At 65.5% G+C, this 13,601-nt stretch carries 11 protein-coding genes and 1 CRISPR repeat array (1 of these 12 running past the window's edge); of the genes, 2 read left to right on the top strand and 9 right to left on the bottom strand.

The window, feature by feature from the left end; genetic code table 11:
- A CRISPR array of direct repeats spans positions 1-385; the repeat unit is 37 nt; unit sequence GTTTCAACCCACGTCCGTCATTGCTGACGGACGAAGC; it reaches 735 nt to the left of the window's first position.
- A gap of 200 nt (positions 386-585) precedes the next feature.
- The 9 genes from cas2 to dinD all read right to left on the bottom strand — a co-directional run bounded on the left by cas2 (position 586) and on the right by dinD (position 10,395).
- On the bottom strand, positions 586-876 hold the full coding sequence (gene cas2 / locus Q0672_RS17740; protein ID WP_153160832.1) for a CRISPR-associated endonuclease Cas2: 291 nt from the start codon (positions 874-876) through the stop codon (positions 586-588).
- Positions 877-888: 12 nt separating this feature from the next.
- Entirely contained in the window at positions 889-1,917 is a 1,029-nt protein-coding gene (cas1c, locus tag Q0672_RS17735; RefSeq protein ID WP_298624376.1) for a type I-C CRISPR-associated endonuclease Cas1c, read from the bottom strand.
- A gap of 3 nt (positions 1,918-1,920) precedes the next feature.
- Positions 1,921-2,556: a CRISPR-associated protein Cas4 gene (gene cas4, locus Q0672_RS17730; protein WP_298624374.1), complete on the bottom strand. Its 636-nt coding sequence runs from the start codon at positions 2,554-2,556 to the stop codon at positions 1,921-1,923.
- Between the two features lie 71 nt (positions 2,557-2,627).
- A complete protein-coding gene (gene cas7c, locus Q0672_RS17725; RefSeq protein WP_153160829.1) occupies positions 2,628-3,509 on the bottom strand; it encodes a type I-C CRISPR-associated protein Cas7/Csd2 in 882 nt (293 codons plus the stop codon).
- Positions 3,506-5,269: a type I-C CRISPR-associated protein Cas8c/Csd1 gene (gene cas8c / locus Q0672_RS17720; RefSeq protein ID WP_298624371.1), complete on the bottom strand. Its 1,764-nt coding sequence runs from the start codon at positions 5,267-5,269 to the stop codon at positions 3,506-3,508. Before cas8c ends, cas7c begins: the two co-directional genes overlap by 4 nt.
- Complete coding sequence (gene cas5c, locus Q0672_RS17715) at positions 5,266-5,925, bottom strand: type I-C CRISPR-associated protein Cas5c (RefSeq protein ID WP_298624369.1); 660 nt, start codon at positions 5,923-5,925, stop codon at positions 5,266-5,268. Before cas5c ends, cas8c begins: the two co-directional genes overlap by 4 nt.
- Before the next feature lie 46 nt (positions 5,926-5,971).
- A complete protein-coding gene (locus tag Q0672_RS17710) occupies positions 5,972-8,284 on the bottom strand; it encodes a CRISPR-associated endonuclease Cas3'' (protein WP_298624367.1) in 2,313 nt (770 codons plus the stop codon).
- A 60-nt stretch (positions 8,285-8,344) separates the two neighbouring features.
- The gene (locus tag Q0672_RS17705) at positions 8,345-9,325 is read right to left on the bottom strand and encodes a WYL domain-containing protein (RefSeq protein WP_298624365.1); all 981 of its coding nucleotides are present in this window, start codon (positions 9,323-9,325) and stop codon (positions 8,345-8,347) included.
- 221 nt (positions 9,326-9,546) lie between these two features.
- On the bottom strand, positions 9,547-10,395 hold the full coding sequence (gene dinD, locus Q0672_RS17700) for a DNA damage-inducible protein D (protein WP_298624363.1): 849 nt from the start codon (positions 10,393-10,395) through the stop codon (positions 9,547-9,549).
- A 318-nt stretch (positions 10,396-10,713) separates the two neighbouring features.
- Here dinD and Q0672_RS17695 point away from each other — a divergent pair, with 318 nt between their 5' ends.
- A complete protein-coding gene (locus Q0672_RS17695; RefSeq protein WP_298624361.1) occupies positions 10,714-11,502 on the top strand; it encodes a 3-hydroxybutyrate dehydrogenase in 789 nt (262 codons plus the stop codon).
- A 174-nt stretch (positions 11,503-11,676) separates the two neighbouring features.
- On the top strand, positions 11,677-13,524 hold the full coding sequence (locus Q0672_RS17690) for a VWA domain-containing protein (RefSeq protein WP_298624359.1): 1,848 nt from the start codon (positions 11,677-11,679) through the stop codon (positions 13,522-13,524).
- Positions 13,525-13,601: the final 77 nt, after the last annotated feature.

Here is a 13,601-nt window from a genome sequence, read left to right as displayed (position 1 = left end):
GTCCGTCATTGCTGACGGACGAAGCTGTTTCCGGTCGGCAAGCTGCCGCGCACCGCTACGGTTTCAACCCACGTCCGTCATTGCTGACGGACGAAGCACCCAGTCGATGCTGGATGCCTCCTGGAGCACCAAGTTTCAACCCACGTCCGTCATTGCTGACGGACGAAGCTTCCGCGGTGACACGTGGCCGATGCGCATCGTGGTGTTTCAACCCACGTCCGTCATTGCTGACGGACGAAGCCGGCGTCTTCCTTTCTGACCCGACGAATACGCCGGGTTTCAACCCACGTCCGTCATTGCTGACGGACGAAGCCTGGATCAGCTCGTCAATACCGAAGCGATCCTGCAGTTTCAACCCACGTCCGTCATTGCTGACGGACGAAGCGCTTCATCTGCAAATGTCTGATCCGCTGTCCAAAATGATCCGCGTTGCGCGAACCTGCAGACGAAGCTTGATAGCGGATGGGGTGGGTCATTGCCTTAAAGGGAGTTCTCAAATGAATCAACGATTTGCGTGGTGCGCGAAATGGCCGGGGGTCCGCCGGTCACTTGGGGTTCGCGCTTTTGCTTTGTGAGCAATGCGGCTCACAATACCAGCGGGCCGTTGAAATCGGTAGAGCGGAATTTGCCGTACTCCCTTACTTCGGAGCCTCGGCTCTCCGGAAGCCGATAGAGGCGGAGGTTATCTTCGGCTTCATTGATTTCTGCCAGCAGCTCGCGCTCCAGGGTTTCAAGCTGCATCAGGTTGACCTGGCATTCGAACACGGACTTCTGGACGCGTTGGCCGGTGCTTTCGCACACCTTGGCGACTCGGCGCAAGCGGCGGCGGCCAGCGCTGGTTTCGGTATTTACGTCGTAGCAGACGATCACGAGCATGATTGGCGGCGGTCAGCGGATGAGGAAGGGCAGGTATTCGGGCGTTTCTCCGCGCAGGCTGCGTGCCATCAGGCGCGCTTGTACGAGGGGGATCACGCCCAGGGGTACAGGCTGTTCGAGCAGAGGATGCGTAAGCTCCTCCTGCTTGCGTTCTTGCCACGCGACGACGACCGCTTTGCGGGCATCGCCTTCAAGCAGTACGGCGCCGCCTTCCCGTTCGATGAAATCATTGGCGCCGAGCTGACCGCGGTTGATCAGCGTCAGGGCAAGTCGGTCAGCGACAGCACGAAACTCTTCCATCAGATCCAGGGCGAGGGCGGCGCGGCCCGGGCGTAGCGCGTGCAGAAACCCGACCTGGGGATCGAGACCCGCAGCTTCGATTGCCGATCGGCAGTCATTCATCAGCATCGAGTACAGGAAGGACAGCAGGGCGTTGAGCCGGTCGCGGGGTGGTCGGCGGCTGCGCCCGTCCATCTGGAAGGCGGCGCGTGCCTCGGGCCGGACGATGAGATTGAGCCCACCGAAATACTGCCGGGCGGCTTCGCCTTCAAGGCCTCGCAGGGTGTCCATGTCCATTGCGGATGGAAGCGCCCTGAGCGTTGCGGCGAGATCGTCCGCGGCCCGGCCGAGCCGGGTTGCCTCGTCCGTGTCTTTCGCTTCGCGGGCGCCGCGGAGCAATACCTGGCGGGTGTTTCGTACCTTTCCTGCGATGCAGTTGCGGGCGATGCCCACGGCGAAGTCGGCATCGCGGCTGCGTTCATGCTGGGCCTGGCGGAGCAACACGTTGCCCGAGACGGGGCCTTCGAGCCGCGCCTTGAAGCGCCCGTTGCCGTCGAGCAGCACAAGCCCGATTCCGCTGTCGGCAAGGCGGTGCATGAGCGGCGTGGACAGCATCACATTGCCGAAACACACCACGCTGCCCACGTGGTGCAGGGGCACGCGCAAGCGGGTTTCGTGATTGACCTCGACCCGCAGGGTGTCGTTGTCGAGGTGCAGGTAGCTGTCGGCCGTTGTGACGTAAAGCGTATTGAGCAGTTGCATGGGTCAGGCGTCCGGGTCGAACAACTGGGCGTGGAGGTTGGCCGTGCTGCGTTCGTCTGTAAGTGCCTCCGGCTGGCAGAGATCGCGGAGCGAGCAGGCGTGGCAGCGTTCGTCGTTGACAGGCGCCGGGCTTCGGCCGGCAGCCAGCATGGTGCGGATCTCGCCAATCGTGGATTCGACGGCAGCGCGCAGGGCTGGGGTGATGGGCACGATGCGGCGGCGCTTGGAGCTTGCATAGAAGAGCGCGCCTTCGGGCACGGGATGGCCGCTCATCTCTTCAAGGCACAGGGCCTGGCCGGCGAGTTGCAGGTCGTCGCAGGCGGCGATGGCGGCCTTCTTGTTGCGGGAGCCGTGTTTGTATTCGACGGGATAGGGCGTGCCATCGGGCAAGAACTCCACCACATCGGCTTTGCCGATCAGGCCCAGGCGATCACTGAACACCGGGAGCGCCCGCTCAACCCTCAGACCGGCCCGCAGTTCCATGCCGGGTTGGTCGGCGCGGGCATGAACGGCCTGCCCGCGCAGGGTGAAGATGTTGTCCTCGAAGGCTTGTTCCAGATGAATCAGGGCGCACTGGCGCGGGCAGTAGGCCCAGTGCTGGAGGGCTGAAAGGGGAATGGGGTCGAGCGCTTCCGGCATGGTGGCTCCATGAGTCAACACGGGCTTGCGCACCCCTGCGCTGGGAATCTGGCGGGGGTGCGCTCCGTCGTTCAGCCGACGCGGCGAATCAGCGTGACGCCGGCGGGCATCTCGGCTTCGTCGATGGTCACGGCGTAGTCGTTGAAGCTGCGCGGAATCTCCACCTTCGGGGCCGCCTGGATGCGCTCGAACAGCTGGTGGGCCCGGGCGTTGCCAAGCTCCGAGTCGTGCTTGAACACATACAGCCCACGGGTCGCCATCTCGCCGCGGGCGGCGGAGCGGTCGTGCTCGAACATCTGCTCAAGTGCCTGCCAGAGCAGTTCGAGGTCTTCTTCGCCAAAGCCGGTCTGCTTGGCGAGAAAGGACGAGACGAAGCCGTGGGCCATGTAGAGGCCGTAAGGCACCGTGTGCTTGCGGCCCATGGTGCGGTTGTCGCCTTGCTGTTTTTCGGCTTCGGCCTCGGTGGCCACGGCCATGCGCGTAATGGAATGCTCCAGCGCGACGACCGGGGCGATGGAGCGGGCGAAAGTCAGCTGGACCGGGCCGCGCACCTGGCCGCAGTTGACCCCGAGCGACATCACGGCGCCAAAGGTGCGCACGTCGAAGAAGTTCTGGCACATCCATTTGCGGGCAAGGTCGACCGTCTCGCCACTGCCTTTGCGTTTCTTGTCCTCGCCCTTGAGCGCGTCTTCGGCGCCGATGGCGATATAGGCTTTCTCGTGGGCCTGGACGAGCACGGCCTTCTCTTTGACGTAGATGTCGTAGGGCGGGGTCTCGCCCTTCACCAGCCCCACAAAGTTGCGCACCTTGCGCTTGAGCGATACGTCGGTGACCAGCCCGTGGCCGGATTCGGCGTCGAGGCGGGGCAGGTTGCCGGCGTCCGGGTCGCCGTTGGGGTTGCCGTCCTTCACGTCGAACAGCAGCACGAAGTCGTAACGGTTGTTGAGCGTCATTGTTGTTTCTCCTCGGTGGATTCGGTCTTGTCGGATTTTGTGAAGAAGGCTTGGCGCTGGTGGTAGTAGCCGAGAGCGAAACGGCCTTGGTCGGCCAGCGCGAGATGGGCAGGAAAGTCGGTGACGGCGGAGAGCACTTCGCCGAGCAGCTTCTCGAAACGGCTTACCGATGGTTGTGGAAGCTTCTTCAGGTGAGCATTTTTCAGGCGCAGCAAAGTCGTAAATACGGCGACCGGCGTGGATGACGCGGCACCGTAATAGCGGTCGCGGATTGTTGAATTCAATTTGCCGGGGCCGCCGGCTGCGTCTTCCTGAATCTTTTCGAGCACGGCGAACAGCCGGCCGAGCCGGTAGGCCGCGTTGGTGTTGTCGAGGTCGAGCATGGGTTGGAACTCCTTTTCCTGCTTGAAACGGCGGATGGAACGGTTGAGGCAGGCCTTGATGGCGGCGGCGCGGTAGTAGCTGACTTCCCGTTCGGCGCGGCAGCGATTGACCGCAGCGTTGAGCCACAGGCTGGGGTAGGGGGCATCGGGGCCGGCCAGGATGGCGTCGACGATTCCGCCGCCGAGGTTGGGCGGAATGTTGTCGGCCTTGCTTTGCACCGCGCAGGCGGTGAGCAGGCGGAACAGCGGTGGGTAGTCCGGCTCGTGGGGGGCGTGCCGGAGCGTGAGATCGGTGAAGTGCTGGATGATGCGGGGCGCCAGTTCGGCCAGGGTCATGGTGTGAAAGAAACGCACGCTGATCCGCGCCGCGTTGGGGGCGAGGCCCAGCACGTAATAGCGGGTCTGACCTTCGGTGCCGTCGAAGCGGCCGCTGTGGATGGCGTCGAACAGCGTGGTGACGGCCCGAACGCCGGTGTCCGGGTTGTCATGGGTGCCAAAGAGATCGGCCAGCAGGGTGTCGAACTCGGAATCCGAGCCTTCCACCGGCGCAGCCCAGCACACCGCCGAGGCGTCGCCCACCTGAAAGCGGTTAGGTGAGCCCTTGGCCAGCAGGTGGTTGAGGGCGGTGGTGTAGGCGAAAGCCGCGGGCTTGCCGACAGGGGCGTTGGCACCTTGAGCCTTGCCGTAGGAGTTGAAGGCATCAAGGTTGAACGACACGATGTTGGCGCCGGAAGTCTGGGCACCCCAGACGCCCTTGATTGCCGTGTGCAGGCGTTCTGGCTCGGTGACCTCGCCGGTGATCAGGCAGCGAGTGGAGGATGGGTCGTTGGTGCCCGGTTCCTGCTGCCCCGCGGCTGTGATGACGGATGGGCGCTGGCAGACAAGCTCGACATCGCCCTGGAGCTGAAACGTGATCAGCGCGTTGCTTTCCTGGATTTCCGCAAAGGCCGGCTCCTGCGCCAGGCGGGACGGATCAATACGGTCGAGGAATGTCTGAACCGCGCGGATGCCGACGTCGGCCTGGGCCGATTCGGGAAGCGCCGCGATTCGGGCGCGAAAAGCCGCGTGCTGGTCGACCACCCGGTCGGGTTTGCCGCGGGTGTCGATGCCTGTCGCGTACTCCAGGTTGTCCCAGAGCAGGTTGGCCGCAATGCCGCTCGCTCGTTTTACGCCCTGGGGAACGAGGTAGCGCCTGCCAACCTTCTTCTTGCCCTCAAGGCTCCGTGTGTCGCGCAGGTTCACCAACTCGCCCTCGGTCGTGATCTCGAGGACAAACGGAATCTCCTTCTCCTCCAGCCCGTAGGCGGGAAGACGATCGGCCGGATTGGGGGCCGCACATTTGCGCTGGTAGTAGTCGTACAGGGCCTGCAGGATCATGACCGTGCCCCCTCGCCGGAGAAGGGCGGAACGTCGATCACGCCATTGGTCATGTGGGCCCGGAAGAAGCGGGGTTGCGGGTCGGCCGGGTTGGCGAAATCCAGGTCATGGAGCATCCAGCCCAGGTCGCGGCTCTCGGCCAGCGAGGTGGACTCATTGGCGGGGTCGGTGACGAGCCGGAAGTCGGCGGCGAACTCCCGGCAGCCCAGGTAGGGTTGATTGACGCACTGCCCCCTGGCGGCTCGTCGGGCGAACATCTCGGTGTATTTGACGAGCGGGTCGCGGGCCTTGGGGCTGAGGGCAAGCTCGGCGTGCAGGCGGTAGGCCACGTCGCGCAGGAAAAGGCCGGCGCGCTGCTGGCGTTCGTCCTCGATGAACAACGCGAGCTTGCCGCTGCCGGCGTTCATGGCCTGCTGCACGTTGCGGGTGGAGACGACGGCGCCCACCTCGTTACGCCGCAGGTTGATCCAGCGGACAGGCTTGAGCACCTCGATCCGCGTGACCGTCCAGCGGATCTCGGGCTTCCACAAGATGGCCTCGAACACCGAGCGCGCGGCCGAGGGCGTGATGACGTCGTACGAGACCCGCTCGACCTTCATCTCCGGTCGGGTGAAGCAGGCGAAGGGGCCGCTGACTTCCAGACAGAATGTGTTCATCGTTGGCTCGCTTGGACTCCAGTTGATTGGGTTGTCGGGGCCGGACTCAGCACACGAGTCCGCTGGCGGGTAGAGGTTGATCGTCGATGCGCAGGCCCAGCTGTGCGTCGTAGAGCACATCGCTGGCTTGCACATAAAGACCGGGTACGGCCGGAACGAGCGCGAGGTCGCCCTGGGCGAGCAGGCGCTCGGCGTCTTTCTGGCGCAGGCTGACGGTGTAGCGTTGAAGTGCGCGCAGCAGCCAGCGTTCGGGGCCGTCCTTGGCGAGCTTGCCGAGGAGCATGTCCACCGTGGTGTCCTGCCCATCTGCGCCGCGGTAATGGACGACAACCGGGCTCTGGTCGTCGTTGATGAGGCGGAACGCGTCGGCTGCGCTGCGGAAGGCGACGGCAAGCGGATCGTCGCGGCTGGGCTCGGGTTTCAACAGGTCGCCGATGCGGCTGCGGTCGAGATCGGTGCTGGCGTAGTACTGGCGGAAATAGGGCTCGAACAGCACGCGGTCGAGCGGATCGCCGGTGTGGTTGTGGAGCACGCTGCGGCAGGCGTCGGCGGCCTTGCGCAGGCTGCCGGCCGGAATGGCGTCGGGTGGCACGAAGACGACGACCTTTCCAGGGTGCGGCAACTGCCCCTCCCGGTTGCAGCGTCCGGCAGCCTGGGCGATGGCGTCGAGCCCGGCGAGGGCGCGATAGACCACCGGAAAGTCCAGATCGACCCCGGCTTCGACAAGCTGCGTGCTGACTACCCGCAGGGGGGCGTTGCTTCGGCCTGTCTTGCGGGCAGCCAACTGGTGCTTGATGCCGTCGATGACGTCCTTGCGATGGGCGCCACACATCAGCGCCGAGAGATGCAGGGTGCCGGTGGGCATGCGGCGGAACAGCTCGCGGGCGCTCTTGCGCGTGTTGACGATGGCAAGCGCGCAATCATGGGACGCCAGTTCGTCGGCGAGCTGAGGCCATTCGGTGGGCGTGGTGAAGTCGGCGGGTAGTTGAACGTCTACCCGCTTGAGCGCGGCGTAGAGGGCGTCCGGGGCGTCCATCAGCTCGGTGGCGTCATCGAGTCCGCGCAGGTTCATCGCGGGGTCGAAGTAGCGCGTGGTGGAGAGCGCCGGCTGGGTGGCCGTGCAAAGTACGACGGTGACGCCGTAGTGCTGGACGAGCAGGCGCAGCACATCGAGGATCGGCTGGAGGAATTCGGCCGGCAGCTGCTGGGCCTCGTCCAGGATCAGCACGCTGTGGGTGAGGTTGTGCAGCTTGCGGCAGCGGGAGGTGCGGGCTGCAAACAGGGATTCAAAGAGCTGGACGTTGGTGGTGACGACGAGCGGGGCGTCCCAGTTCTCGCAGGCGAGGCGAGAGGCGCTGGTTTCGGCGGCGGGATCGCTTTCGGCCTGGCTGTGGTGCTCGACGACGCATTCGCGGCCAATCGAGGCGAACACATTGCGGAAGACGTCGGCGGTCTGCTCGATGATGCTGGTGTAGGGGATGGCGTAGACGACGCGACGCTTGCCGTGGGCCTGAGCGTGATCGAGGGCAAAGCCGAGGCTGGCAAGGGTTTTGCCGCCGCCGGTGGGGACGGTGAGGGTGAACAGGCCCGGCGGCAATCCGGCCTTGCTGCGGCACTGGCGCAGGATATCCGCCCGAATGCGACGCACCGGTGTGTCTGCTGCAAAGCAGGCCATATGGGCGTTGTAGGCGTCGCGCATCTCGGATAACTGCGGAAACTCACCGCGCGCCTCGGCCTTGTCGCTGCGCATGAAGGCTTCGGTATCGAGGAAATCCGCATCGACCAGGGCGGAGAACAGCATCCGCACCCATAGTGCGAAAGCCCCGGGGGTGGCGATTCCGCCAGGGACGGCGGTTTGCAGTGCGAGATCGGGTGTTGCGTGGGAGAGGATGGCTTGGGGCGCGGCCGTGCGCGCCTCGTCGTACTCGCGGCGCGCCTTCGGGTCGATCAGCCGGCTCTTGAGCCCGCCATGCCAGTCGGCCAGCCCCGCGTGGTGGCCGGCGATGAGGTAGGCCAGCACGGTGGCGGCCAGTTGTCCCCGTGGGCCGTGCCGTGCTTTGAGCGTTTCGAGGGCGTGCAGTGCGCCGGCTGCGGAATGGGTCTTTTCGGGGCCTGCGACCCGCCCCTCGATGTGAGCATCGGCGCAGCTGCGGATATGGCGCTGGAAGCCTTCCCGGTACTTGCCCAGGTCATGCCACAGGCCGGCAACGGATGCCCAGTCGGCGCTGCCGAAGGGGGCCGCATTGCGTGCAGCGAGCGCGGCCACGCAGCGCAGGTGCTCGCCCAGTTCGTGCTGGCGGGGGTTGCCGTCGGTGCGCTCTGCGGTGTGAGCCAGGAAGATGTCGGAGGGGAAACTCATCGCGATAGCCTCTTGAAGTCCGTGCTGCAGATTTTCCGTACCCCCATGCTCATAACGTGATCATCCGGCATTCAATGCGGCAGCTTCTTTGTGGGCCTGGCTGACCGCGTTGCGTAGATCGGGGGGTTCGAGGACTTCCACATGGGCACCATGACGAAGGATGTCCATCAGCAGTTCGGGCTCCTGGCTGTAGGGCACACGCAGTTCGAAGCTGCCGTCGTCAAGGTGCCGGCCTTGCTGGTCGGGGTGCCATTTTTCATGGGCTACCCACCGGCTCCGTTCGGCGGAGAAGCGCAGCCGCGCCCAGCGCACCTCGGCGCCGGCAAAGATGCCGTAGCCGCTGCCCAGGACGTGATCCAGGGTGGCGTCGTCGATGTCGCGGGTGGGGGTGTCGAGAATCTCGGTGCGGTGGATCGCGTCCACGGCAAAACTGCGCAGTTCGTTGCGCAGATGGCACCAGGCGTCGAGGTACCAGTTGTCCCGATAGTGGATCAGGCGCTGGGGCGATACCTCCCGGCGTACGGTCTCGTTCTTGCCGCGGGCGTGGTACTCGATGAGAAGCCGGCGACGGCGCAGGGTGGCGGAGCCGACGGCCTGAAAGTGGTCCAGCTGGAAGCTGCGGGCGCCAACGGTCTGGATGCGGATGCGGCGGGCTACTTCGACGGCCGAATCGTCGGCGGTTCCGAGTGCCCGTCCTAGCCGGTTGAGCAGTGGTTCGATGTGCGGGCCAAGCAGGCCACTGCTGTCCAGATTGACGAGCAGGTGCTGCATGGTGAGCAGGGCATGGATTTCTTCGGCGCTGAACCACAGGCCGGGTAGTTCGAACTGGCGGCCGAGTTCGTGATTGTCGGATTCCAGCCGATAGCCGTCCTGGTCCCGATCGAACACCCAAGGTACGCCATAGGTGTCGCGTAGATCGCGCAGGTAGCGGGTGAGAGTGGGGCGCGAGACCTCCAGCTCGTTCAACAGGTCGAGCGTGGAAATTGCACGACGGTGGCTGAGAAGGCGAAGGAGCTTCTGGTGTTGGTGGTTCGGAATCACGCGAGGAGCCTTGGTGGCATCGAGGGCGCTGACGATGGTGGCGCCGGGGTTATTGATTGCCCGTTAGTCATGAGTCTTGGGTCGTGGCCTCCCTCTCTCGCCGCTGTCGTGTTGCTAACGCACTCCCAGCTTGCTGCCCATACCGAGGGATATCCCCTGCACGCTGGCCAATCTGGCCGATCCGGTGTCGGGCGTGGGGTGTTGATTTCTGCTTCGTGCCATCAAGGCTCTTTCTTTTTCAGTTTCTTTTTGGCCGATTCGATCTGCTGGATGCTGGAGTCTGGTTTGGGCAGGTTCTCGGGCATCGTCCCGCCGAGTTCGGCAATCGTCTGGCGAACCTTGCGGCCCACTTCAAAATGCGTCTTGTTGGCCTGTGTCTTGCCTTGCACCTGATCGCGACGCAGCTTCTCTTCGGCTTGCGTGGCCCGGAACAGGTTGGCCGCCAGCTCGGTGCTGCCCATGTGGTCCAGAATCTTTTGACTCTTTTTCAGCCCCTTGCGGGCGTGGATTTCCTTGTTGCCCAGGCCACCGTAGAGCCCCTTGTAGCCGTGATCCTGGAAGATTGCGTAGTCGAGCGGCGTTTCGACGCCCGCGCTCTTGGCCGCAGCCGCGAGATGCTTGTTGTGGGTGGCAAGCTCGTTGCGGATGGCCAGGCGCTTCTCGTCCTCGCTCAACTGAGCAAACTTGGCGTCGTCGGCCAGTTCTTGCCGGCGGGTCTGCATCGCAAAGTAGGTCTGACCATTGGCGATGACCGGCTTGCTCGGGTCGCCGTTCTGGACGATCAGGTAGCAGGCGTAGCGCGAGAGCCGCACATCGGGCAGCTCGCGCCGGGCCCCGGAGCCGATCTCGACCATTTCGAGGATGTCCTCGAAATGGTCTTCCACCGGGTGACCGCTGTTGCGACAGGCCTCGCGGGCGCGCTCCACTACGGGTAGAAAGTGGCGGTACTCCGAGTAGTCCAGCACCTTGCCCAGCGGGCGGGCCAGCCAGAACTCGTTGCCTTCGTCGTCAACGTGGCGAATGCCTTCAAAGGTGGCGTGGTGCTGATGGGCAACCGACTTGTCAGGCATCTAGCGTCTCCTCAAATTCAAAAAAACTGCCCCAGCAGGCGTGGTGGCAGGAGCTGCGGTTTCGCGCAGGCGGGTTGCTCGATGACCGCCTTCGCAGACGACTGTTTGATTGGCGCTAGGCTGAACAGCCGCTCGAATCTTAGCCCTCCCTCCTTTTCTTGCCCATATGCCATAAGTCATAGCCCCGCCTCCCCCCATTCTTGACCCACAACAGGGCACCCGACTTTCCCCGCCGCTATAGTCATCGCCGCATCCCTTCCCTGCGGTAGCATCACCCGCGCAGCCGGGCGTGGGCTCGGGGATTCGAGGAGAGATCAGATGGCAGTTCTGGCAGGCAGGCGGGCGTTGGTCACGGGTTCCACTTCGGGGATTGGTCTTGCGGTGGCGCGGGCGCTGGCCCAGGCGGGGGCGAAGGTGATGCTCAACGGCTCGCGGGTGGCGGCGGATGCGGAGTCGGTCCGCGCGGCGCTTGCCGCCGAGACGGGCGTGGAGATCGCTTACACGCCGGCCAATCTGGCCGACCCGGCTTCGGCGCGGGGGCTGGTGGAGGCGACGATCGCGGCCTTTGGCGGGGTGGACATCCTCATCAATAACGCGGGCATCCAGCATGTGGCGGCGGTGGATGCGTTCCCCGACGACACCTGGGATCAGCTGCTGGCGATCAACCTGTCGTCGGTGTTTCACACCACCAAGGCGGCGCTGCCGGGGATGAAGGCGCAGGGCTGGGGGCGGATCGTCAATATCGCGTCGGCCCACGGGCTGGTGGCCTCGCCGTTCAAGGCGCCCTACACGGCCAGCAAGCACGCGGTGGTGGGTTTCAGCAAGGCGGTGGCGCTGGAGGTGGCGGAGCAGGGCATCACCTGCAACGCGCTGTGCCCGGGCTATGTGCGCACGCCGCTGGTCGAGAAGCAGGTGGTGGATCAGGCCAAGGTGCACAACCTGCCGGAGGAGCGGGTGATCCGCGAGGTGATCCTCGCCGCCCAGCCCACCAAACAGTTTGTCGAGGCCGACGAAGTGGCGGCGTATGCGGTGTTTTTGTGCTCGGATGCGGCCAAGTCGGTCACCGGGTCGGCGCCGCTGATCGATGGCGGGTGGACGGCGCGCTAGGTGGTTTTGTAGGTCGGACTTCAGTCCGACACCCCTCCGCCCACCGCAGGCCGGATAGCCGCCTGTCGTTTCCCGTGCTCCCGTGTGGGGATGTCGGACTGAAGTCCGACCTACAGGGATGTCGCGGTGTGTTTTTGCCGGGTACAAACCCGGCCTGTGGAAGGTGGAGTGGGCATGGAAGAGTTCATCGGCGGTCTGTGGCACAAGTTCATCACCCGGGCGGCGACGCGCAGCTACCCGGATGCCGCGGTGCGGCTGGATGACATCGAGCGCACGGCCGGCATCCTCTTCCGGGCGCTGGGGGGCGATGCGGGCCTGCGCGTGGCGCCGGCGGCCGAGATCGAGCACGGCGCCCGGCGCAACTGGCTGCAGCGCATCGCCCACGTGGGCGAGAAGGCCGCCCACGCCGCCCGGGACGCCGAAACCCTGCGCCTGCCGGCGAGCATCGAGTTCTTTCCCGAGCGCAGCCTCAACCGCGATCTTTACCTGTGGCTGATCGCCCAGGGCGCGGCGCTGCCCGATGGCGGGCTGGACGCCGACGGCTGGATCGCCGCCAACCAGGCCGCCAGCCGCGCCACGCTGGATGCCTTCCCCGGCTTTGCGGCGCGCTACCGCCGGCTGGTGGATGCCGTGATCGCCGAACGGCCCGATCCGGCCAAACTGCCGGCCGACGAAGCCGCCGCCGAGCGGGCAATCCGCCAGGCGCTGCTGGAGCCGGGCAGCGTGGCCAGCCTGCCCGCCGCCAAGCGCCCGCCTACGCCGGTGGCCCTGTGGCTCTACCCGGCGCCGGTGGCCATCGACCGCTGCGAGCAATCCAACCCGCCCACCCCGGCCGACCAGCGCGAAGGCGGGGCCAAGTCCGCCGATGCCACCGACCGCCGCCGTCAGGCCCAGCGCGAGGACATGCCCGACGGCAAGAACGGCCTGATCCTGCCCTTCCGGGCCGAGAGCCTGCTATCGTTCGCCGAGTTCGTGAAGGTGAACCGCGGCCACGACGACGACGCCGACGACAACCCGGCCCGCGCCGCCGCCGAGATGGACAAGATATCGGTGGCCCAGGACGGCACCGACACCGCCTCCAAGGTGCGCTTCGACCTGGACCTGCCCTCCGCGGCGCAGGACGACGTGCCGCTCAAATCCGGCATCCTGCTGCCCGAGTGGGACTGGAAGAAGCAGCAGCTCAAGCGCGACGTATGCAGCCTGACGGTGCTCGACCCCCGCGACGCCCAGCCCTGCGCGCTGCCCTCGCACCTGCTGCGCCCGGCGCGGCGCCTGCGCCACCAGTTCGAGGCCCTCACCCCCGCCCGCCGCTGGCTGAAGAACCAGCCCGAAGGCCCCGAGCTCGACATCGACGCCGTGGTGCGCGCCTTCGCCGACCGGAAAACCGGCCACGTCACCGGCGACACCGGCGGCTATCTGTCGTGCGAGCGCCGCGAGCGTGACCTGTGCTGTCTGGTGCTGGCCGATCTGTCCCTTTCCACCGACACCTGGGTGAGCGACGAGCAGCGGGTGATCGACGTGATCCGCGACAGCCTGTGGCTGTTCTCCGAGGCGCTGGGCGCCACCGGCGATCCGTTCGGGCTGTACGGCTTCTCGTCCCGCAAGCGCGACAACATCCGCTTTCACCGCATCAAGGATTTCGACGAACCCGCCGACGACCGCATCCGCGGCCGCATCGGCGCCCTCAAGCCGGGCTTCTACACCCGCATCGGCGCGGCGATCCGCTACGCCACTCAGATCCTCTCCAAGCGCCCCGAAGCCCTGCGTCTGCTGCTGATCCTCTCCGATGGCAAGCCCAACGACGTGGATCACTACGAAGGCCGCTACGGTATCGAAGACACCCGGATGAGCCTCAACGCCGCCCGCCAGGAAGGCGTCCGCCCCTTCTGCGTGACCATCGACAAGGAAGGCCAGGGCTACCTGCCGCACCTCTTCGGCCCGGCGGGCTACACGATCCTGCGCAACCCGGCCGAACTCCCCGCCCGCCTGCCGCTGCTCTACGCCCAGCTCACCGGCGGCTGATTCTTGCGCACCTGTAGGACCTGTAGATACTGTTATCCCAGTCAAGCCCCGTGGAGCGCCGGCTGGAATGTCTGGCC

This window comes from uncultured Zoogloea sp. (assembly GCF_937894855.1).
In the GTDB taxonomy this organism is placed as follows: Bacteria; Pseudomonadota; Gammaproteobacteria; order Burkholderiales; family Rhodocyclaceae; genus Zoogloea; species Zoogloea oryzae.
Note: the sequence above shows the minus strand (reverse complement) of the source record. Positions and strands in the feature narration are given on the sequence as shown.